Genomic DNA, 19,437 nt, shown 5'->3' with positions numbered 1-19,437 from the left:
GACTCCGATGATTCCGAGCGTCGCGCGATCCGGCCCGGTCCGTGACCACGTCCGGCCACGTGAGCGGGGGTACCTGCGCGTTCCGTGTCCGAAGCCCGCCATCATCAACTCCCTGAACCCCGGGGTCTGTTCGGGGTTCAATGAAGCGGGTACCCCCGCTGCGGCGGCTAATCATCGGGGCCGTCGCCGGGATGTTGCCGGGCTTCCGGCGCGCTGTCCCCCTCCGGCAGCGCGCCGTAGCCCCGATCCGCCCTCTGCGGAGGGCTTGACCCACTGTGACGTGCCGAGCGGGCCGGAGGGGAGGGATCTTGAGTCCCTTCACCCTGATAGGGGAAGTTCGTCGACAGGCCGTCAGATGTGGCCCACTCCCGCTCCCGCCTCCGCGTTCTCGCCCCGCTTCGTCAGCAGTGCCACGAACACCGCCACCACCGCCACCCCGCACGCCACCAGCGACGCCAGGCTCATGCCCGAGATGAACGTGTCGTGCGCGACGTCCGTGATCTTCGCGACGATCGCCTCCGGCGTCCCCTTGGCCACCGGAGCCACGCCCACCTGGACCGCCTCGGACGCCTGGTCCAGCTGCGCCGGCGTGAGGTCGGGCAGCCCCGCGTCCTTCCAGTTGCCCGGCAGGTCGCTGTCGACCTTGGAGGCCATCACCGCGCCCAGCACGGCCGTACCCAGGCTGCCGCCGATCTGCATCGCCGCCTGCTGGAGACCGCCGGCGACCCCGGAGAGCTCCATGGGCGCGTTGCCCACGATGACCTCCGTGGCGCCGACCATGACCGGCGCGAGGCCGAGGCCCAGCAGGGCGAACCACAGGGACATCGCCGCGCTGCCGGTGTCCGTCTCCAGCGTCGACATGCCGTACATCGCGATCGCGGTGGCCGCCATGCCGCCGGCCAGCGGAATCCGCGGGCCCAGCTTGGTGATCATCGCGCCGGCCAGCGGAGAGCCGACGATCATCATCCCGGTCAGCGGCAGGAGGTGCAGACCGGCGTCGATCGGGCTCATCCCGTGCACGTTCTGGAGGTAGAACGTCACGAAGAACAGGCCGCCCATGAACGCGATGGCCATGAGGACCATCAGCACCACACCCGCCGACAGCGGGACCGAGCGGAAGAGCCCCAGCGGGATCAGCGGCTCCGACACCTTCGTCTCCCAGAAGGAGAAGAGGGCGAAGCCGAGCGCCGAGGCGGCGATGAACGCCCACGTCTTGCCGTCGCCCCAGCCCCAGGTCGGCGCCTTGATCAGGGCCCAGACCAGGCAGAACATCGCGCCGGACAGCAGGGCTATGCCGAGCAGGTCGAAGGAGCGCGGCGCGTTCTGCGCGCGGTGGTCGAGCAGGATCAGCAGGCCCAGGAGCAGCGCCAGCGCGCCCACCGGCACGTTGATGAAGAAGACCGACTGCCAGTTGACGTGCTCGACCAGCACACCGCCGAGGATCGGGCCGCCCGCGGTGGACGCGCCGATGACCATGCCCCAGATGCCGATCGCCATGTTCAGCTTCTCGGCCGGGAAGGTCGCCCGCAGCAGACCGAGCGCGGCCGGCATCAGCAGCGCGCCGAACAGGCCCTGGAAGACCCGGAAGGTGACGACCGCGGCGATGGAGCTCGACAGCCCGATCGCGCCCGAGGCCGCGGCGAAGCCGGTCACGCCGATCAGGAACGTCTGGCGGTGGCCGAAGCGGTCGCCGAGCTTGCCCGCGGTGATCAGGGAGACCGCGAGGGCGAGGAAGTAGCCGTTGGTGATCCACTGGACCTGCGCGAAGGTGGCGCCGAGGTCCTTCTGGATGGCCGGGTTGGCGATGGCCACGATGGTGCCGTCCAGGGCCACCATCATGACCCCGACCGCGACGGTGATGAGGGTGAACCAGGGGTGGCCGCGCAGCCCTCGGGCCGGCGAGCCGTCGGACGGGGTGCCTGACGCCTTGTCCCCCGACCCCGTCGTCTCGATGGTGGTCTGACTAGTCATGTGTTCGAGGCTAGTGACAGCCACTGACAATTGACAAACCAATTCACAAGTCGGTAACTGACGCCTATGGAAACACTCCGCGAACGCAAGAAGCAGCGCACCCGGGACGCGCTGCTGCGGGCCGCCGTCGAACTGTTCACCACGCGCGGCTACGAGCGGACGACCGTCGACGACATCGCCGAGGCCGTCGACGTCTCGCAGCGCACCTTCTTCCGCTACTTCTCCGGCAAGGAGGAGGCCGCCCTCGCGCTGCAGGAGCTGGTGGTGGCGCGGTTCGCGGAGGCGGTGCGCGAGCGCCCGGCGAGCGAGACGCCGCTGGAGGCGCTGACGCAGGCCGTGCTGGAGGGCTGGGACAGCCTCAACGACAGCATCGAGAGCGTCGTACCCGTCGAGCTGTACCTGCGCATGTACCGGGTGATCGAGTCCACCCCGGTCCTGCTCGCCGCCCATCTGCGCCGCAACGAGGAGATCGAGGAGAGCCTCGCGCGCGTGCTCGCCGAGCGGGAGGGGCTGGACGTGGACGCCGACCCGCGGCCGCGGCTGGCGGTGGCGGTGTTCGGCGGGGTGATGCGGGTGACGGAACGGCAGTGGAGCACCGGCGAGGACTTCAGCCTGGAGGCGATGCGCGCGCTGACGATCTCGTACCTCCAACAGGTGGGACCGGCACTCACGGAGAACTGGCGGACACGCTGAGACACCCCTGGGGCGGGACTGGTTTATCGAAACGTGATCCGTGTCACTCGGCTCACGCGAGACCCTCCCGTTCTCCTAGTGTGTCCTCCCAGTGACTTCCTTCGACACCTCCCCGCCACTGAACGTCTGGCGCGCCCTGCTCGCGCTGGCCGTGGTGTTCGTGATGCTGGCGACCACCGGCTGGACGGCCCTGCGCACCCACCGGGTGGCCACCCCGCTGCAGGCCTCGCTCACCGCCTGGGACCACGGCCGCCTGCACGGACACCGGCTCCCGGACCCCACCGCGAGCCCCGCCGTCCTGACCCGCTTCTTCGCCTCGCTCACCGCGAGCGAGCGGGCCGGCCTCGCCCGCCGCTACCCGCTCGCGGTCGGCAACATGAACGGCGCCCCCGTCGCCCTGCGCTACCGCGCCAACCGGTTCGCCCTCGACCACCAGCGCAGGACCGAGCTGAAACGGATGCACGACAGCCGCCTCACGCCCGCCGGGCAGCACGAGGCGGGCCGCCGCATGCACCGCTACGAGCAGCTGCTGCGCCCGGGCCGGCACATCCTCGCCTTCGACCCCGACGGTTCCGGCCGGGTCGCCGAGGTGTTCGGCAGCCTGCAGAAGGCCCGGCGGATCTCGGTCGTCGTGCCCGGCGTCGACACCGACCTGCTCACCTTCCAGAAGACCTACCGCCAGTACTCGGCCCCGGTCGGCATGGCCAAGTCCCTGTACGCGGCCGAGCAGGCGGCGAGCCCGGACACCCGGACGGCCGTGATCGCCTGGGCCGACTACACGGCACCGGCCGGCCTCGGCATCGAGTCGGCCACCGCGATGCGCGCCGAGGACGGCGCGGTCCGGCTGAACGCGCTGGTGCGGGCCCTGCCCGGGAGCGCGCCGGTGTCGCTGTTCTGCCACAGCTACGGCTCCGTGGTGTGCGGGGTCGCCGCGCACACCCTGCCGCGCCGGGTGATCGACATAGCCGTGGCGGCCAGCCCCGGCATGCGCGTGCAGAAGGCCGCGAACCTGCACACGACCGCCCATGTGTGGGCGATGCGGGACGCCACCGACTGGATCCAGGACGTGCCCTACCTGGAGGTCGGCGGGCTCGGACACGGCGCCGACCCGGTGTCGGCCGCGTTCGGGGCGCGGGTGCTGTCGGCGCGGGGCGCGAAGGGACACGCGGGCTATTTCGAGCCCGGCACGGAGAGCCTGGAGAACTTCGCCGACATCGGAGTTGGCGCGTACCGCTCGGTGCGGTGCACGCGCGAGGATGCGGTGTGCAGCGCGGGTTTGTCCGGTGCGACGGCGGCCGGACGCGCGTAGAGGCGCAGGAACTGCGGTGTGCGCGGGGTGGCGACGCGGAAGCGGGTCGCGCATACGATGAGCCGCATGGGTGACGTACTGGCCGGATTTCATGCCGCCTGGGAGTTCGAGTCCGACTCCGTGCTCATCCGTTACGAACGGGGGATGCGCACGCCCAGGCTCTTCCAGGCGCTGGGAGAGCGCCGGGTTCCGCTGGAGGCGGTCTCGGGGGTGACGCTCACACCGGGCAGGCGCGGCACGGTCGTGCTGCGGGCCGAGCTGCGCGCCGGCGCCGACCCGCTGCTGGAGGCGGCGGCCGGGCAGCTGAAGGAGACCTGCGATCCCTACCGGCTGGTGCTGCCGGCCGAGCGGGAGACGCTCGCGGAGTACTACGCCGACGAGCTGCGGGCGCGGCTGAGCGACGGCGCCACGCCGGCGGAACGCTTCCTGGTGGCCGCGCCCGAGGCGCCCCGGCAGTTCAAGGCGTACGACGCGAAGGCGTCCTTCGACGGGCGGACGGTGACCTTCCGCTGGTTCTGGACGGGGGCGTCGTCGGCGAAGTGGAAAGCCGGGGACCAGAGTTTTCCGGTCGCGGAGCTGGCGGGCGTGGAATGGCGCTCGCCAGAGGTGTTCGAGGGGCATCTACGGCTGCTGCGGCGCGCGGCGGACGGGGCCGCGCAGCCCGACCAGGATCCGGCGTCCGTGGTGTTCGGGCTGGGATACGGGGCCGTGCACGAGTCGCTGCCGTTCGCGGCGGCGGTGCTGGCGGCGGTGCGGGAGTGCGGGCCGGCACCTGTGCCGCCGGCCCGCCGCGATCCCGCCGACATCGCCGAGCGCATCCGTCATCTGGGAGAACTCCACCAGGCGGGGCTGGTGACCGACGAGGAGTTCTCCACGAAGAAGGCGGAGCTGCTGGCGGAGCTGTGAGTCACTCGCGGCCGGCGGAGGAGAACCTCATGTCCGCGTACCGGTCGCCCGCCACCTTGCCCGCGATCGGCTCCAGCAGGGCCAGTTCGTCGTCCGTGAGGGCGATGCGGGTCGCCGCCGCGTTCTCCTCCACCCGGGTCGGCCTGCGGGTGCCGGGGATGGGGACGACGGGGAGGCCGTGGACGGACGCCCGCTGCTGGACCCAGGCCAGGGCGATCTGGCCGAGGGAGGCGCCGTGGGCGGCGGCCACCGTGCGGATCGGCTCCAGCAGGGCCGCGTTGGCCTCCGCGTTCTCGCCGGTGAAGCGGGGCTGCTGGCGGCGGAAGTCGTCGGCGGTGAGCTCCTGGTCCGCGCGGGTGAAGGAGCCGGTGAGGAAGCCGCGGCCGAGCGGGGAGTACGGGACGAGGGCGACGCCCAGGTCACGTGCGGCCGGCACCACGTTCGCCTCGATGTCCCGGCTGAACAGCGACCACTCCGACTGCACGGCGGCGATCGGGTGCACGGCGTGCGCGGCGCGCAGCTCGCCGGCGGTGACCTCGCTCAGGCCCAGGTGCCTGACCTTGCCCTCGCGCACCAGCTCGGCCATCGTGCCGACGCTCTCCTCGATCGGCACGTTCTCGTCGCGCCGGTGCATGTAGTAGAGGTCGATCACGTCGACGCCGAGCCGCCGGAGGCTGGCCTCGACGGCCTGGCGGATGTAGGGCGGGTCGTTGCGGATGATCCGGCGGGTGGGGTCGTCCGGCGGGATCGACAGGGCGAACTTGGTGGCGATGACCACCTGGTCCCGGTGGGCCGTGAAGAACGGCGCGAGGAACTTCTCGTTCTCGCCCTGGCCGTAGGCGTCCGCGGTGTCGTACAGGGTGACGCCCAGCTCCAGCGCCCGCTCCAGGGTGGCCCGCGACTCCTTCGCGTCCGCGGGGCCGTAGGCGAAGCTCATCCCCATGCAGCCCAGGCCCTGGACGCCGACCTCGGGGCCGGTGTCGCCGAGTCGTGCGGTCGGGATGCTGCCGTCGGTCATCGGGCCCTCTCCGCCTCGTAGGCGCGGGCGCGGTCGGCGTCCGCGTAGAAACTGATCTTCCGGTCGAGCACCGCGAGGGTGTCCTGCAGTTCGGCGATCCTGGCGAGCACGTCGCGCCGGGTCGCCTCCAGCAGTTCGAACCGCTCGCCGAAGGTGTGATCGCCCTCGCGGACCAGCTCGGCGTAGCGCACCATGTCGGCGACCGGCATGCCGGTGAGCCGGAGCTTGCCGACGAAGTCCAGCCAGTCGAGGTCGCGGTTGCTGTAGCGGCGCTGGCCGGTGTGGGAGCGGTCGACGTGCGGCATCAGACCGATGCGCTCGTACCAGCGCAGGGTGTGCGCGGTCAGCCCGGTGAAGGCGACGACCTCGCTGATCGTGTAACTGTCCTGGCCTTCGGGACGCCGGTGCGGGTGGGGTGGGGCACCGCAGCTGTCGGTCCTGGTACGCGTGGTCTCCATCACCGTCATGCCCACCACGCTATGACCTTCGAGCGCACTCCAGGCAACCCGCCCCGGTAAGAAATCGGCAGGACGGGGCGGGCCGGCCCTCGTTGGCGTGCCCCGTATGAGTCTTGTACGCCGTGCCGGGCCCGAGGACGCGCGGGAAGTGCTGCGCCTGCGCCAGGTGATGATCGACGAACTGCCGGGCGGAGACGCCTCCGTCGCGTGGCACGAGGAGGCGCTGCCGACGCTGGAGCGGCGACTGGCCGACGTGGACGGCGACTTCGCGGCGTTCGTCGTCGACCACCCCGACCGGCCGGGGGCGCCGGCCGCGCTGGTGGCCGGCACGGTCGACTACCGCATCGGCAAGGCGGGCAACCCGCACGGGCGGGCCGGATACGTCTTCAGCGTCGCCACCGACCCGGACGCTCCCCCACCGCCGGGGATACGCGCGCGCCTGCATGGAGGAGCTGCTGGTCTGGTTCCGTGCGCGCGGGGCCGGGCAGGTCATGCTCACCGCGTCGGCGGAGGCCGAGCCGCTCCACGCCTCCCTCGGGTTCGTGCACAAGCCGGACCCCACGATGATGCTGCGGCTGTGAGCGGCTTAGGCTCGGCTGCATGTCCTTGGAGAGTCTCGCGTTGATCGAAAAGTGGCCGGTTCCCGCCGTCGCGGCGGGTGTCGTGCGGGCCGACGGGACCGTGCTCGGTGTCCGTGGTGCCGTGGACCGCCGCTTCGCGCTGGCCTCGGTCACGAAGCCGCTCGCGGCGTACGCGGCGCTCGTCGCGTACGAGGAGGGGGCGATCGAGTTCGACGAGCCGGCCGGTCCGCCCGGGTCGACGGTGCGGCACCTGCTCGCGCACACCTCCGGCCTCGCCTTCGACGAGCACCGCGTCACGGCGCCGCCCGGCGAGCGCCGGCTGTACTCCAACGCCGGTTTCGAGCAGCTCGGCAACCACATCGCCAAGGCCACGGACATCCCCTTCGGCGAGTACCTGCGCCAGGCCGTGCTGGAGCCGCTGGGCATGACGGCCACGACGCTGGACGGCTCCCCGGCGAAGGACGGGGTCTCGACGGTCGGCGACCTGCTGCGGTTCGCGGCGGAGGTCCAGGCGCCGAGGCTGCTGGACCCGCGCACGGTCGCCGAGGCGATGACGGTCCAGTACCCGGGCACCAAGGGCGTGCTGCCGGGCTACGGCCACCAGAACCCCAACGACTGGGGGCTCGGCTTCGAGATCCGGGACTCCAAGTCGCCGCACTGGACGGGCGGTTCGAGTTCGCCGCGCACCTTCGGTCACTTCGGCCAGTCGGGGACGTTCCTGTGGGTCGACCCGGACGCGGGCCTCGCCGCCGTCGCGCTCGCCGACCGGGACTTCGGGCCGTGGGCCGTCGAGGCGTGGCCGGCGTTCACGGACGCGGTGCTGGCCGAGGCGCGGTAGGCACGCGTCAGGGGGCCATCTCCCACACCAGGAGCTCGGCCCGGGTCGCGCCGACCGCCTCCAGGTCCTCGGCGTCCGTGATGCGCGCCGCGTCGCCCGGGCCCAGCTTCTCCGCCTCCAGGCGCACCTCGCCGCGCACGACGTGGACGTACACGTACGCCCCGTCCGGCACCGCCGTCCGCTCCCCCGCCGCCAGCCGCCGTACGTGCAGCATCGCGCCCGCCTCCGGGACGGCGTACGGGGTGGAGTCGGCGATGCCGCGGACGATCTCGTACGACGGCTCGCCGCCCGGCCGCCGGGGCGCCAGCCACATCTGCACGAAGGTCAGCGGGGCGCCGGTGTCGTTGCGCTCGACGTGCCGGACGCCCGCCGCCGCGCTCAGCCGCTGCACGTCCCCGGGGCGCACCCGCGTCTCGTGCCCGGTGGAGTCCCGGTGGGTGAGCTCGCCCTCGACGACCCACGTCACGATCTCGGTGTGGCTGTGCGGGTGCTCGTCGAACCCGGCGCCGGGCGCGAGCCGCTCCTCGTTGCAGGCGATCACCGCGCCGAAGCGGAGGTTGCCGGGGTCGTAGTGCGGCCCGAAGGAGAAGGCGTGCCACGACTCGATGCCGGCCGCCGGGTTGCCCCCTGGGTAACGCTCAGCAGCGCGCCGTACGTCCATCACGCACCCCACGGTAGCCCGCACCCGGCACCCGGCGGCGCGCACTCAGGTCCTGATAAGGCAGTCTTGTCCCCGTGCCCGAACCCGAAGTCCGCAAGAACGAAGTCGCCGCGCACGACCTCCATGCCCACGCCGCGACCCTGAAGCGGCTGGAGAAGTCCTCCGGATCGCTGGCCGCGCAGGCGATCGCGCGGATGGACGAGACGCTGCCGTGGTACCGGGCGATGCCGCCGGAGAACCGTTCCTGGATCGGGCTGGTCGCCCAGGCCGGTATCGCCGCCTTCACCGAGTGGTTCCGGCGTCCGGACGCCCCGCAGGCCATCTCGACCGACGTGTTCGGCACCGCGCCCCGCGAGCTGACCCGGGCGATCACGCTGCGGCAGACCGTGGAGATGGTGCGCACGACGATCGAGGTGATGGAGTCCGCGATCGAGGAGGTGGCGGCTCCCGGGGACGAGAGCGTGCTGCGCGAGGCGCTGCTGGTCTACGCCCGTGAGATCGCCTTCGCCACCGCCCAGGTCTACGCCCAGGCCGCCGAGGCACGCGGTGCCTGGGACGCACGGCTGGAGTCGCTGGTGGTGAACGCGGTGCTGAGCGGCGAGGCCGACGAGGGGGCCGTGAGCCGGGCCGCCGCGCTCGGCTGGAACGCGCCCGAGCATGTCTGCGTCGTGCTGGGAACGGCCCCCGACGGGGACTCGGAGCTGACCGTGGAGGCGATCCGGCGCGCCGCCCGGCACGCCAAGCTCCAGGTGCTGACCGGTGTGCTCGGCGACCGGCTGGTGGTCATCGCCGGCGGCAGCGACAACCCGCTCGCCGTCGCGAAGTCCCTGATCGGACCGTATGCCGCCGGGCCCGTGGTGGCCGGGCCCGTGGTGCCGGACCTGCTGGCCGCCACCCGGTCCGCGCAGGCCGCGGCGGCCGGGCTGAAGGCGTGTTCCGCCTGGCAGGACGCCCCGCGCCCGGTGCTGGCGGACGACCTGCTTCCGGAACGCGCGATCGCCGGTGATCCCAGTGCGCGCGAGCAACTGGTGGAGGAGATCTACAGACCGCTGGAGGAGGCCGGCTCGGCCCTCCTGGAGACGCTCTCCGTCTATCTCGAACAGGCGTCCAGTCTGGAGGGCGCGGCCCGGATGCTCTTCGTTCACCCGAACACCGTGCGCTACCGGCTCCGACGTGTGACAGACGTCACCGGATGGTCGCCCTCTGATGTACGCTCCGCGTTCACACTGCGTATCGCGCTCATCCTGGGGCGTCTGGCCGATGGAGATCTTCCGGCCTAGTCTTTTGTCGGGGGCCCACAAAACCCCTACGCGTTCTTCGTCCCTGTCCCCACGGGCGGTCGTGGCCGTCCACAAGAGAGAGTGTGAGAGTGCTCGTACTCGTCGCTCCCGGCCAGGGCGCCCAGACGCCCGGCTTCCTGAACCCCTGGCTCGAACTGCCCGGTGCCGCCGACCGCGTCGCCGCGTGGTCGGACGCCATCGGACTGGACCTCGCCCACTACGGCACCCAGGCCGACGCGGACGCCATCCGGGACACCGCGGTGGCCCAGCCGCTGCTGGTCGCCGCCGGCATCCTGTCCGGCGCGGCACTGGGTGACACCTCGCCCGGCGCGGTCGCCGGCCACTCCGTCGGCGAGATCACCGCCGCCGCCTTCGCCGGTGTCCTCGACGACACCGCCGCGCTGACCCTCGTACGCAAGCGGGGTCTGGCGATGGCCGAGGCCGCCGCGGTCACCGAGACCGGTATGTCGGCGCTGCTCGGCGGCGACCCGGAGGTGAGCGCCGCGCACCTGGAGAAGCTCGGTCTGACCGCCGCGAACGTCAACGGCGCCGGCCAGATCGTCGCCGCGGGCACGCTGGAGCAGCTCGCCGCGCTGAGCGAGGACAAGCCCGAGGGCGTCCGCAAGGTCGTCCCGCTGAAGGTCGCCGGCGCCTTCCACACGCACCACATGGCCCCGGCGGTGGACACCCTGGCCAAGGCCGCGGCCGAGCTCGACCCGGCCGACCCGAAGGTCACCTACGTCTCCAACAAGGACGGTCAGGCCGTCGCCACCGGCACCGAGGTGCTGGAGCGGCTGGTCGGCCAGGTCGCCAACCCGGTCCGCTGGGACCTGTGCATGGAGACGTTCAAGGAGCTCGGCGTCACGGCGCTGCTGGAGGTGTGCCCGGGCGGCACGCTGACCGGGCTCGCCAAGCGGGCGCTGCCGGGTGTGCAGACGCTGGCCCTGAAGACCCCCGACGACCTCGACGCCGCTCGCGAGCTCGTCGCCGAGCACGCCTAGAAGGAGCCGCGAGAATGTCGAAGATCAAGCCCAGCAAGGGCGCCCCGTACGCGCGCGTCCTCGGTGTGGGCGGCTACCGTCCGACCCGGGTCGTGCCGAACGAGGTGATCCTGGAGAGGATCGACTCGTCCGACGAGTGGATCCGCTCGCGCTCCGGCATCGAGACCCGGCACTGGGCCTCCGACGAGGAGACGGTCGCCGCGATGTCGATCGAGGCGTCCGGCAAGGCGATCGCCGACGCCGGGATCTCCGCCGAGCAGATCGGCGGCGTGATCGTCTCGACCGTCTCGCACTTCAAGCAGACCCCGGCCGTGGCGACCGAGATCGCCGACAAGCTCGGCACGAACAAGGCCGCCGCGTTCGACATCTCGGCCGGCTGCGCGGGCTTCGGCTACGGCCTCACGCTCGCCAAGGGCATGATCGTCGAGGGCAGCGCGGAGTACGTCCTCGTCATCGGCGTGGAGCGGCTGTCCGACCTGACCGACCTGGAGGACCGGGCGACGGCCTTCCTGTTCGGCGACGGGGCGGGCGCGGTCGTGGTGGGCCCCTCCAACGAGCCGGCGATCGGCCCGACCGTGTGGGGCTCCGAGGGCGACAAGTCCGAGACCATCAAGCAGACCGTGCCGTGGACGGACTACCGCGAGGGCCCGGTCGAGAAGTTCCCTGCGATCACGCAGGAGGGCCAGGCGGTGTTCCGCTGGGCCGTGTTCGAGATGGCGAAGGTCGCCCAGCAGGCGCTGGACGCGGCCGGGATCAGCGCGAACGACCTGGACGTCTTCATTCCCCACCAGGCCAACGAGCGGATCATCGACTCGATGGTGAAGACGCTGAAACTGCCGGAGCACGTCACGGTCGCGCGCGACGTACGCACCACCGGCAACACCTCGGCCGCCTCGATCCCGCTCGCGATGGAGCGGCTTCTGGCGACCGGCGAGGCGAAGAGCGGCGACACCGCGCTCGTCATCGGCTTCGGGGCGGGTCTCGTCTACGCCGCGACTGTCGTTACCCTCCCCTAGGCACTCCGTGCCGGACCACGACCGGTCCGGCACGGGTCACACTGCCAAACCCTCTGGATCACAACGAAGGAGCGCCTGACATGGCCGCCACTCAGGAAGAGATCGTCGCCGGTCTCGCCGACATCGTGAACGAGATCGCCGGCATCCCGGTTGAGGACGTCCAGCTGGACAAGTCCTTCACCGACGACCTGGACGTCGACTCGCTGTCCATGGTCGAGGTCGTCGTCGCCGCCGAAGAGCGCTTCGACGTCAAGATCCCGGACGAGGACGTCAAGAACCTCAAGACGGTCGGTGACGCGACCGACTACATCCTCAAGCACCAGGCCTGAGTCACCCTCTAGGTCCTGGCTGCCTGGCCCCGCCACCCGGCGGTGGCGCCGCTGAATCCTCGTAATCGTTGGAGAAAGAATTCCCGTGAGCCCGACCAATCGCACCGTGGTCGTCACCGGTATCGGCGCAACCACACCGCTGGGTGGCGACGCAGCCTCTACCTGGGAGGGCCTGGTCGCCGGACGTTCCGGCGTCAAGCCCCTGGAGCAGGACTGGGCCGCCGAACAGGCGGTCCGGATCGCCGCGCCCGTCGCCGTGGAGCCCACCGAGGTCATCCCGCGGCCGCAGGCCCGCCGCCTGGACCGCTCGGCGCAGTTCGCGCTGATCGCCGCCAAGGAGGCGTGGGCCGACGCCGGTTTCGAGGGCAAGGCCGGCGAGGACCCGAACATCGACCCCGACCGCCTCGGTGCGGTCATCGCCTCCGGCATCGGCGGCGTGACGACGCTGCTCGACCAGTACGACGTGCTCAAGGAGAAGGGCGTCCGCCGCGTCTCCCCGCACACCGTGCCCATGCTGATGCCGAACAGCCCCTCCGCCAACGTGGGTCTGGCCGTGGGCGCCCGGGCGGGCGTGCACACCCCGGTCTCGGCCTGCGCCTCGGGCGCGGAGGCCATCGGCTACGCCATCGAGATGATCCGCACGGGCCGCGCCGACGTCGTGGTCGCGGGCGGCACGGAGGCGGCGATCCACCCGCTGCCCATCGCCGCGTTCGGCAACATGATGGCGATGTCCAAGAACAACGACGACCCGCAGGGCGCCTCGCGTCCCTACGACGTCGCCCGGGACGGCTTCGTGCTCGGCGAGGGCGCCGGCGTGGTCGTCCTGGAGTCCGCCGAGCATGCCGCCAAGCGCGGGGCCCGGGTGTACGCCGAGGCGGTCGGGCAGGGCATCTCCGCCGACAGCCACGACATCGTGCAGCCCGAGCCCGAGGGCCGCGGCATCTCGCACGCGCTGCAGAACCTGCTGGAGCGCACCGACCTGGACCCGGCGGAGATCGTGCACGTCAACGCGCACGCGACGTCGACGCCGGCCGGTGACATCGCGGAACTGAAGGCGCTGCGCAAGGTGTTCGGCGACGACGCGGACCACATGGCGGTCTCCGCGACCAAGTCGATGACCGGTCATCTGCTGGGTGGCGCGGGCGGCGTGGAGACGGTCGCGACCGTCCTCGCCCTGTACCACCGGGTGGCCCCGCCGACCATCAACGTCGAGAACCTCGACCCGGAGGCGGAGGCCAACGCCGACGTGGTCCGCGGCGAGGCCCGCAAGCTGCCCGTGGAGGGCCGTATCGCCGCGCTGAACGACTCGTTCGGCTTCGGCGGGCACAACGTGGTGCTGGCGTTCCGCACGGTCTGAGAACGGCCTGTACGCAATCTAAGGGCCCCCACCGGAAGGTGAGGGCCCTTCAGCGTGTCGGCGCGGACTCACACCACCTGGTGCAGCCAGCGGACCGGGGCGCCCTCTCCCGCGTACCTGAAGGGTTCGAGTTCGTCGTCCCACGGCTTGCCCAGCAGCTTGGCGATCTCCGCCTCCAGGTCCGTCTCGTCCTGCTGGGAGCGGACCAGGGCCGCCCTGAGCCGGTCCTCGGGGATCAGGATGTCGCCGTGGATGCCGGTGACGGCGTGGAAGATGCCCAGGTCGGGAGTGCAGCTGTAGCGCTCGCCCTCGGCGGTGGGGCAGGGCTCGGCCGTGACCTCGAAGCGCAGCAGGTGCCAGCCGCGCAGCGCCGAGGCGAGCTTGGAGGCGGTGCCCGCCTCGCCCTTCCAGGAGAACTCCGAGCGCCAGGTGCCGGGAGCCGCCGGCTGCCGGATCCAGTCGAGGCTGACGCGCGTGCCGAGCACCCCGGCGACGGCCCACTCGACGTGCGGGCACAGCGCGCGCGGCGCGGAGTGCACGTACAGAACTCCACGTGTCGTCACCGGGACCTCCGGGCAGAGCGGGACAGGCTGGCAGGCTGGCATGGCGGCGGTGGCAGGGCAGCCACGTTGATGGCGAGGCTACCGTGCGGCGGCGCAAGGAGTGTGACGTACCGTCGGTCCCATGGCCGCGAAACGTCCGCCATTCACCCGGCAGGACGCCTGTACGGGGGTGATCCGTTGCAGGGTGCGGGGGTCGGGAACTCGCGCGCGTTGTTATGGGTGGGAACACCCATGTACGTCTGTACCGCCGACCGAGGGGATCACGGGGGATGCGGAAGCCGGGCCACCGCTCACGGGCCGTCGTCGCCACCGCCGTGGCGGCCGTGCTGGGCGTCGCCGGCTGTGACGCCGTCGGCGGCGGCTCGGGCGCGCCGCGGACCACGCACGCGAAGAGCGCGCATCCGACGCCGGTGTGGGACGTGAGCCCGGCCTCGGTCGCGGCCGTCGGCGACTCCATCACGCGCGGCTTCGACGCCTGTTCCATCCTCACGGACTGCCCGGAGGTGTCGTGGGCGACCGGCAGCAGTCCTGAGGTCGACAGTCTCGCGGTACGGCTGCTGGGGAAGGCGCGGGCGGCCGAGCGCAGTTGGAACTACGCGGTGACCGGGGCGCGGATGGCGGACCTGCCGGGGCAGATCGGCCGGGCGGTGACACGCCGGCCGCAGCTGGTCACGGTGATGGTGGGGGCGAACGACGCCTGCCGGGCCTCGACCTCGGCGATGACGTCGGTGGCGGACTTCCGCGCCGACTTCGAGGACGCGCTGGCCACCCTGCGCGCGAAGCTGCCGAAGACGCAGGTGTACGTGGCGAGCGTGCCGAACCTCAAGCGGCTGTGGTCCGAGGGGCGCACGAACCCGCTCGGCAAGCAGGTGTGGAAGCTGGGCATCTGCCCCTCCATGCTGGCGGACGCGGACGCCCTGGACACGGCGGCGACCGAGCGGCGGGACACCGTGCAGGACCGGGTGGAGGAGTACAACGCCGTGCTGAAGGAGGTGTGCGCGAAGGACGTGCGGTGCCGGTTCGACGGGGGCGCGGTGTACGACTACCGCTTCGGGACGCGGCAGCTCAGCCACTGGGACTGGTTCCACCCCAGTGTGAACGGGCAGGCGCGGCTGGCCGAGATCGCGTATCGCAGGATCACGTCGGTGACCTAAAGTTCCGCACATGAACGAACTCTTCGGCACACTTCCCGACGGCACCCCCGTCCACCGCTGGACCCTTCAGCGGGCGGGCGTGCGGGTGCGGATCCTGTCGTACGGCGGGATCGTGCAGTCGGCCGAGGTCCCGGACCGGGACGGGCGTACGGCGGACGTGGTGCTGGGGTTCGCGGACCTGGAGGGCTATCTGGCCCACCCCGGGCCCTATTTCGGCGCCCTGGTCGGCCGGTACGCGAACCGGATCGCGGGCGCCCGCTTCACGCTGGACGGCCGCACCCACACGCTCGCGCCCAACAACGCGCCGAACTCCCTGCACGGCGGCGAGCGCGGCTTCGACAAGCGCGTGTGGGACGTGACGCCGGTCACGGACGGGGTGCGGCTCAGCCGGGTGAGCGCGGACGGCGAGGAGGGCTTCCCGGGGCGGCTGGAGGTCTCGGCGACGTACACGCTGGACGCCTCGGGGGCGCTGCGGATCGCCTACGAGGCGGTCACGGACGCCCCGACGGTCGTCAACCTCACCAACCACAGCTACTTCAACCTGGCCGGCTCGGGCAGCGCGGGCGGGCACGAACTGCGCATCGCCGCCTCGCGGTTCACTCCGGTCGACGCGGACCTGATCCCGACCGGGACCGAGGACGTGACGGACACGCGCTTCGACTTCCGGCGGGCGCGGAAGGTCGGCGCCGGGTACGACCACAACTTCGTGCTGGACAAGGGGGTCACCGCGCGGCCCGTGGAGGTGGCCGAGCTGTACGACCCGGCCTCCGGGCGGGCGCTGACCGTGGCGACCACCGAGCCCGGCCTGCAGCTGTACACCGCCGACTACCTGACCGGCCCGTTCGCGCCGGGCGACGGTGTCGCGCTGGAGACCCAGCACTTCCCCGACTCCCCGAACCGGCCGGAGTTCCCGACGACGGTGCTGCGGCCGGGCGAGGTGTTCCGTTCGCAGACGGTGTACGGCTTCTCCGCCCGCTGAAGGGGCGTCGTGAGCCCCGGTCCAGGGGTCAGGTCCCGGACCGGGGCTGCTCGTGGGGAGTCGTCCCGGACGGCCGGCGGGGACGTGTCCCGGTTCAGACGTTAATCGTCGCGGTGAGGCGGCGGTCCGTGATCGAGCGACTGATCTGGATCTCGTACGAACCCTTCACAAACGACCACGCGCCGGTCGCCTCGTCCCAGATCTCGAAAGCGCGGCGCGGGATCTCGATCACGGTCTCGGCGCTCTCGCCGGGTGCCGCCTCGACGACCGCGAAGCCGGCCAGCCGGCGGGCGGGGCGCTCGGGGCCGGGCTCGGTGGGGGCCAGGTAGACCTGGACGACCTCGCGGCCCGCGCGCCGGCCGGAGTTGCGGACGCGGACGGTGGCCGTCGTGCCGTCCACGTCGACGGGCTCGTAGGTCCACTCGGTGTAGCCCAGGCCGTGCCCGAAGGGGTACGAGGGGGTCCGGCCCGCCTTCTCCCAGGCGCTGTAGCCGATGAACACGCCCTCGTCGTAGCGCAGTTCACCGTCGGTCGGGACGACCTCGGTGACGGGGGCGTCGGCCAGCGGGCCCCAGGTGGTGGGCAGCCGGCCGCCGGGCTCGTGCGCGCCGACGAGGACGTCCGCGAGGGCCGCGCCGCCCTCCTGGCCGGGGAACCAGCTCAGCAGCACCGCGGCGACCTTCTCCCGCCACGGCAGCTCCACCGGGGAGCCGGAGTTGACGACCACGACGGTGTTGGGGTTGGCGGCGGCGACGGCGCGGACGAGGTCGTTCTGCCGGCCGGGCAGGTCGAGGTCGGTGCGGTCGTACCCTTCCGACTCCACGCGCTCGGTGGTGGCGACCACGACGACGGCCGTGTCGGCGTCCCGGGCCGCCTCGACCGCCTCGGCGATCAGCTCGTCGGGGTCGCGCTGCGGCTCCTGGTGGCAGAGGGCGAAGGTGACGACCGTCATGGGCAGGTCGGCGGGCAGTTCGACGCGGTGGGTGAGGCTGACGTCGACCGGCTGTCCGGCGGTGAGGGGGACCTCGGCGCGGGGCACGGGGGTGCCGAAGAACGCCGAGAAGGGGTCGCCCTTCTCCGGGCGCTGGACGTCGTCGTAGTACGTCGTGCCGTCGACGACCAGCGTGAAGGCGCCCAGGCCGCGGACGCCGAAGGTGTGGGTGCCGGTGTCGCGCGGGGTGAAGGTGCCGGTCAGCTCGACGGTGTGCAGGGTGTCGTGGGTGACGCCCTCGGGGAGGTCGGAACCCATCCACTGGATCAGGCCGCTCGGGGCGGAGCCGGTGCCGATGACGTTGCCGGCCGCGTCGCGGCAGACGGCCCTGAGGCGGAAGCCCTTGTCGGCGACGGCGAGTTCGGTGTTCGGGTCGGCGCCGACCGCGTAGCGCAGGGTGCCCTCGGGCAGGGCCGCGGTCAGTCCCTCCAGCGGGGAGACCACGCGGGCCGGGAAGACGGTGGCGGAGCCGCCGCCGAGGACGCGGGCGTCGCGGGCGGCGGCACCGATCAGCGCGACGCGCCCGGGCCTGAGGGGCAGGGCGCCCTGGTTGCGGACCAGGACGAAGGAGCGGCGGGCGATCTCCCGGGCGAGCGCGGTGCCGTCGACGCTCTTCGGCGGCTCGGTGACGACCGGGTCGGCGCCCTCCAGGACGCCGACGCGGGCGGCCAGCCGCAGGACGTTGCGGACGGCCTCGTCGACCTCGGCCTCCTCGGCCCTGCCCTCGCGCACGGCCTGGACGAGCGCCGCGCCGTAGACGGTGCGCGGGCCGGGCATGGCGACGTCGAGGCCGCCCTTCAGGGCCCCGACGGTGTCCCGGGCGGCCGTCCAGTCCGAGACGTTGAAGCCGTCGAAGCCCCACTCGCCGCGCAGCACTTCCTCGACGAGGCGGCGGTGCTCGGTCATCGTCGTGCCGTTGACCGAGTTGTAGGCGGTCATGACGCCCCAGGGGCGGGCGTTGCCGACGATGAACTCGAAGGGCGCCAGGTAGAGCTCGCGCAGGGCGCGCTCGGGGACGAGGTTGTTCACCGTGAAGCGGTCGGTCTCGGCGTCGTTGGCGACGAAGTGCTTCACCGTGGTGCCGACGCCGCCCTCCTGTACGCCGGTGACGTATCCGGCGCCGATGCGTCCGGTCAGGTAGGGGTCCTCGCTGTAGGCCTCGAAGTGGCGGCCGCCCAGCGGGGAGCGGTGCAGGTTCACGGTGGGCGCGAGCAGCACGTGGACGCCCTTGCGGCGGGCCTCCTGGGCGAGGAGGGTGCCGGCGCGGCGGGCGAGCGCGGGATCCCAGGTGGCGGCGAGGGCGGTCGGGGAGGGGAGGGCGATGGAGGGGTCGTCGGCGGTCCAGCGCACGCCCCGGACGCCGATCGGTCCGTCGGACATGACGAGGGAGTCCAGGCCGATCTCCGGCAGGGCGGGCAGGGACCACATGTCCTGGCCGGACAGCAGCCGGGCCTTCGCCTCCAGGTCCAGCTTGCCGAGGGCCGCCTCGACGACCGCCTCGCGGGCCTGGTCGGTGCGGTTCGCCGGGGTTGCCGCCATCGCGGTGCCTCCTCGTTGAGTGCGTCAGGTCCCTCCATCGTGCATCGGTTACCTGTAGAGCGGTAGGTTTCGTTATCTCGCCGTAATGCCGCTGGGGTGCCGGTGTCGTACGGTGGCGCCATGAACGCCAGGGTCAGGAGCGAGGAGCGGCGGGCGGAGATCGTCCGGGCGGCGCTGGAGGTGATCGCGGAGCGCGGTTACCGGGGCGCGAGCCTGGGCGCGGTCGCGGAGCGGGTGGGGCTCACCCAGCAGGGGCTGCTGCACCACTTCCCGACCAAGGAGGCGCTGCTGGTCGCCGTGCTGAAGGAGCGGGACCAGTGGGACGCGGTGCCGGACACGCGGTGGCGGACGGACCTGCTGGCCTCGCTCGTCGAGTACAACGCGATGCGGCCCGCCATCATCCAGACCTTCTCGGCGCTGCTCGGCGAGAGCGTCACGGAGGGGCATCCGGCGCGGGAGTACTTCACCGAGCGGTACCGCCAGGTGCGCGAGAACATGGCGGACGTCCTGCGCGCCGAGTACGGCGACCGCCTCCCCAACGGCCTGACCCCGCAGCGCACGGCGCCCCTCCTGGTGGCGGTGATGGACGGCCTGCAGTACCAGTGGCTCCTGGACCCGGAGTCGGTGGACATGCCGGGCGCGTTCCGCGACTTCCTGCGCCTGTTGGGCGAGCCGGTGGAGTGACGACCCCGGGGACGCCGCGCCACCTGCCCGCCGGCACCGCCGCCACGACCCCGACCTGGCTGTGCGAACGGAATGTCAACGGCGAGCAGGCGCCACTCAGCCCGTCCGG

The 19,437-nt window shown here is 72.2% G+C and carries 18 protein-coding genes and 2 pseudogenes; 13 read left to right on the top strand and 7 right to left on the bottom strand.

Translation table 11 applies throughout. The annotated features are described in order from the left end of the window. Both ACYF6T_RS26410 and ACYF6T_RS26405 read right to left on the bottom strand, forming a co-directional pair. Positions 1 to 105 (bottom strand): annotated as a pseudogene (locus ACYF6T_RS26410) (small hydrophobic protein); the annotation flags it as partial. A gap of 246 nt (positions 106 to 351) precedes the next feature. Continuing rightward, positions 352 to 1,971, bottom strand: coding sequence for an MFS transporter (locus tag ACYF6T_RS26405; protein WP_461699437.1), 1,620 nt, complete (start codon positions 1,969 to 1,971; stop codon positions 352 to 354). A 66-nt stretch (positions 1,972 to 2,037) separates the two neighbouring features. On the opposite strand from ACYF6T_RS26405, the gene ACYF6T_RS26400 reads away from it, so the two are divergent. From ACYF6T_RS26400 to ACYF6T_RS26390, 3 genes are all read left to right on the top strand, one after another. Next, positions 2,038 to 2,664, top strand: coding sequence for a TetR family transcriptional regulator (locus ACYF6T_RS26400; protein ID WP_461699436.1), 627 nt, complete (start codon positions 2,038 to 2,040; stop codon positions 2,662 to 2,664). A 91-nt stretch (positions 2,665 to 2,755) separates the two neighbouring features. Then, complete coding sequence (locus ACYF6T_RS26395; RefSeq protein WP_461699435.1) at positions 2,756 to 3,973, top strand: alpha/beta hydrolase; 1,218 nt, start codon at positions 2,756 to 2,758, stop codon at positions 3,971 to 3,973. 57 nt (positions 3,974 to 4,030) lie between these two features. Then, complete coding sequence (locus ACYF6T_RS26390) at positions 4,031 to 4,879, top strand: DUF4429 domain-containing protein (RefSeq protein ID WP_461699434.1); 849 nt, start codon at positions 4,031 to 4,033, stop codon at positions 4,877 to 4,879. A 1-nt stretch (position 4,880) separates the two neighbouring features. Here ACYF6T_RS26390 and ACYF6T_RS26385 read toward each other — a convergent pair whose 3' ends face one another. Continuing rightward, positions 4,881 to 5,897 carry an aldo/keto reductase gene (locus ACYF6T_RS26385; RefSeq protein WP_461699433.1) on the bottom strand — a complete coding sequence of 339 codons (1,017 nt, stop codon included), beginning with the start codon at positions 5,895 to 5,897 and terminating at the stop codon, positions 4,881 to 4,883. Beyond that, positions 5,894 to 6,364, bottom strand: a complete 471-nt coding sequence (locus ACYF6T_RS26380; protein ID WP_461699432.1) for a MerR family transcriptional regulator — start codon at positions 6,362 to 6,364, stop codon at positions 5,894 to 5,896. The genes ACYF6T_RS26385 and ACYF6T_RS26380 overlap by 4 nt, the downstream gene beginning before the upstream one ends. Positions 6,365 to 6,461: 97 nt before the next feature. Here ACYF6T_RS26380 and ACYF6T_RS26375 point away from each other — a divergent pair. Together ACYF6T_RS26375 and ACYF6T_RS26370 are read left to right on the top strand one after the other, a co-directional pair. Beyond that, positions 6,462 to 6,936: pseudogene (locus tag ACYF6T_RS26375) on the top strand (GNAT family N-acetyltransferase). Positions 6,937 to 6,955: 19 nt separating this feature from the next. Further along, positions 6,956 to 7,774: a serine hydrolase domain-containing protein gene (locus ACYF6T_RS26370; RefSeq protein WP_461699430.1), complete on the top strand. Its 819-nt coding sequence runs from the start codon at positions 6,956 to 6,958 to the stop codon at positions 7,772 to 7,774. Between the two features lie 7 nt (positions 7,775 to 7,781). Here the strand turns inward: ACYF6T_RS26370 and ACYF6T_RS26365 are convergent, their stop codons facing one another. Continuing rightward, a complete protein-coding gene (locus ACYF6T_RS26365; RefSeq protein ID WP_461699444.1) occupies positions 7,782 to 8,435 on the bottom strand; it encodes a pirin family protein in 654 nt (217 codons plus the stop codon). A gap of 74 nt (positions 8,436 to 8,509) precedes the next feature. On the opposite strand from ACYF6T_RS26365, the gene fasR reads away from it, so the two are divergent. The 5 genes from fasR (at position 8,510) to fabF (ending at position 13,418) form a co-directional block, all read left to right on the top strand. After that, complete coding sequence (fasR, locus tag ACYF6T_RS26360; RefSeq protein ID WP_461699429.1) at positions 8,510 to 9,715, top strand: fatty acid biosynthesis transcriptional regulator FasR; 1,206 nt, start codon at positions 8,510 to 8,512, stop codon at positions 9,713 to 9,715. A gap of 89 nt (positions 9,716 to 9,804) precedes the next feature. Beyond that, positions 9,805 to 10,716, top strand: a complete 912-nt coding sequence (locus tag ACYF6T_RS26355) for an ACP S-malonyltransferase (protein WP_461699427.1) — start codon at positions 9,805 to 9,807, stop codon at positions 10,714 to 10,716. Positions 10,717 to 10,730: 14 nt separating this feature from the next. Beyond that, entirely contained in the window at positions 10,731 to 11,732 is a 1,002-nt protein-coding gene (locus tag ACYF6T_RS26350; protein WP_461699426.1) for a beta-ketoacyl-ACP synthase 3, read from the top strand. An 80-nt stretch (positions 11,733 to 11,812) separates the two neighbouring features. After that, positions 11,813 to 12,061 carry an acyl carrier protein gene (locus ACYF6T_RS26345; RefSeq protein ID WP_015660680.1) on the top strand — a complete coding sequence of 83 codons (249 nt, stop codon included), beginning with the start codon at positions 11,813 to 11,815 and terminating at the stop codon, positions 12,059 to 12,061. Between the two features lie 85 nt (positions 12,062 to 12,146). Then, the gene (gene fabF / locus ACYF6T_RS26340) at positions 12,147 to 13,418 is read left to right on the top strand and encodes a beta-ketoacyl-ACP synthase II (protein ID WP_461699424.1); all 1,272 of its coding nucleotides are present in this window, start codon (positions 12,147 to 12,149) and stop codon (positions 13,416 to 13,418) included. Positions 13,419 to 13,486: 68 nt separating this feature from the next. Here the strand turns inward: fabF and ACYF6T_RS26335 are convergent, their stop codons facing one another. Continuing rightward, positions 13,487 to 13,981, bottom strand: coding sequence for a DUF3145 domain-containing protein (locus ACYF6T_RS26335; RefSeq protein WP_461699423.1), 495 nt, complete (start codon positions 13,979 to 13,981; stop codon positions 13,487 to 13,489). Between the two features lie 269 nt (positions 13,982 to 14,250). Here ACYF6T_RS26335 and ACYF6T_RS26330 point away from each other — a divergent pair, with 269 nt between their 5' ends. Together ACYF6T_RS26330 and ACYF6T_RS26325 are read left to right on the top strand one after the other, a co-directional pair. Next, positions 14,251 to 15,135, top strand: a complete 885-nt coding sequence (locus tag ACYF6T_RS26330; RefSeq protein ID WP_461699422.1) for an SGNH/GDSL hydrolase family protein — start codon at positions 14,251 to 14,253, stop codon at positions 15,133 to 15,135. 10 nt (positions 15,136 to 15,145) lie between these two features. After that, the gene (locus tag ACYF6T_RS26325) at positions 15,146 to 16,114 is read left to right on the top strand and encodes an aldose epimerase family protein (protein WP_461699420.1); all 969 of its coding nucleotides are present in this window, start codon (positions 15,146 to 15,148) and stop codon (positions 16,112 to 16,114) included. 94 nt (positions 16,115 to 16,208) lie between these two features. Here the strand turns inward: ACYF6T_RS26325 and ACYF6T_RS26320 are convergent, their stop codons facing one another. Next, positions 16,209 to 18,644, bottom strand: a complete 2,436-nt coding sequence (locus ACYF6T_RS26320) for a glycoside hydrolase family 3 protein (RefSeq protein WP_461699418.1) — start codon at positions 18,642 to 18,644, stop codon at positions 16,209 to 16,211. A gap of 102 nt (positions 18,645 to 18,746) precedes the next feature. On the opposite strand from ACYF6T_RS26320, the gene ACYF6T_RS26315 reads away from it, so the two are divergent. Then, positions 18,747 to 19,328, top strand: a complete 582-nt coding sequence (locus tag ACYF6T_RS26315; RefSeq protein WP_461699417.1) for a TetR/AcrR family transcriptional regulator — start codon at positions 18,747 to 18,749, stop codon at positions 19,326 to 19,328. Positions 19,329 to 19,437 lie beyond the last annotated feature (109 nt).

It is taken from the genome of Streptomyces sp. 7R007, from assembly GCF_054850255.1.
The sequence above is the reverse complement of the archived record's forward strand: the minus strand, read 5'-3'. Positions and strand labels throughout refer to the sequence as shown.

Bases quoted from the DNA above. Each gene is read 5' to 3' on its own strand.
- ACYF6T_RS26405 (WP_461699437.1), bottom strand. From the start codon at position 1,971: ATGACTAGTCAGACCACCATCGAGACGACGGGGTCGGGGGACAAGGCG.
- ACYF6T_RS26400 (WP_461699436.1), top strand. From the start codon at position 2,038: ATGGAAACACTCCGCGAACGCAAGAAGCAGCGCACCCGGGACGCGCTG.
- ACYF6T_RS26390 (WP_461699434.1), top strand. From the start codon at position 4,031: ATGAGCCGCATGGGTGACGTACTGGCCGGATTTCATGCCGCCTGGGAG.
- ACYF6T_RS26385 (WP_461699433.1), bottom strand. From the start codon at position 5,897: ATGACCGACGGCAGCATCCCGACCGCACGACTCGGCGACACCGGCCCC.
- ACYF6T_RS26380 (WP_461699432.1), bottom strand. From the start codon at position 6,364: ATGACGGTGATGGAGACCACGCGTACCAGGACCGACAGCTGCGGTGCC.
- ACYF6T_RS26370 (WP_461699430.1), top strand. From the start codon at position 6,956: ATGTCCTTGGAGAGTCTCGCGTTGATCGAAAAGTGGCCGGTTCCCGCC.
- ACYF6T_RS26365 (WP_461699444.1), bottom strand. From the start codon at position 8,435: ATGGACGTACGGCGCGCTGCTGAGCGTTACCCAGGGGGCAACCCGGCG.
- ACYF6T_RS26350 (WP_461699426.1), top strand. From the start codon at position 10,731: ATGTCGAAGATCAAGCCCAGCAAGGGCGCCCCGTACGCGCGCGTCCTC.
- ACYF6T_RS26345 (WP_015660680.1), top strand. From the start codon at position 11,813: ATGGCCGCCACTCAGGAAGAGATCGTCGCCGGTCTCGCCGACATCGTG.
- ACYF6T_RS26330 (WP_461699422.1), top strand. From the start codon at position 14,251: ATGCGGAAGCCGGGCCACCGCTCACGGGCCGTCGTCGCCACCGCCGTG.
- ACYF6T_RS26325 (WP_461699420.1), top strand. From the start codon at position 15,146: ATGAACGAACTCTTCGGCACACTTCCCGACGGCACCCCCGTCCACCGC.
- ACYF6T_RS26320 (WP_461699418.1), bottom strand. From the start codon at position 18,644: ATGGCGGCAACCCCGGCGAACCGCACCGACCAGGCCCGCGAGGCGGTC.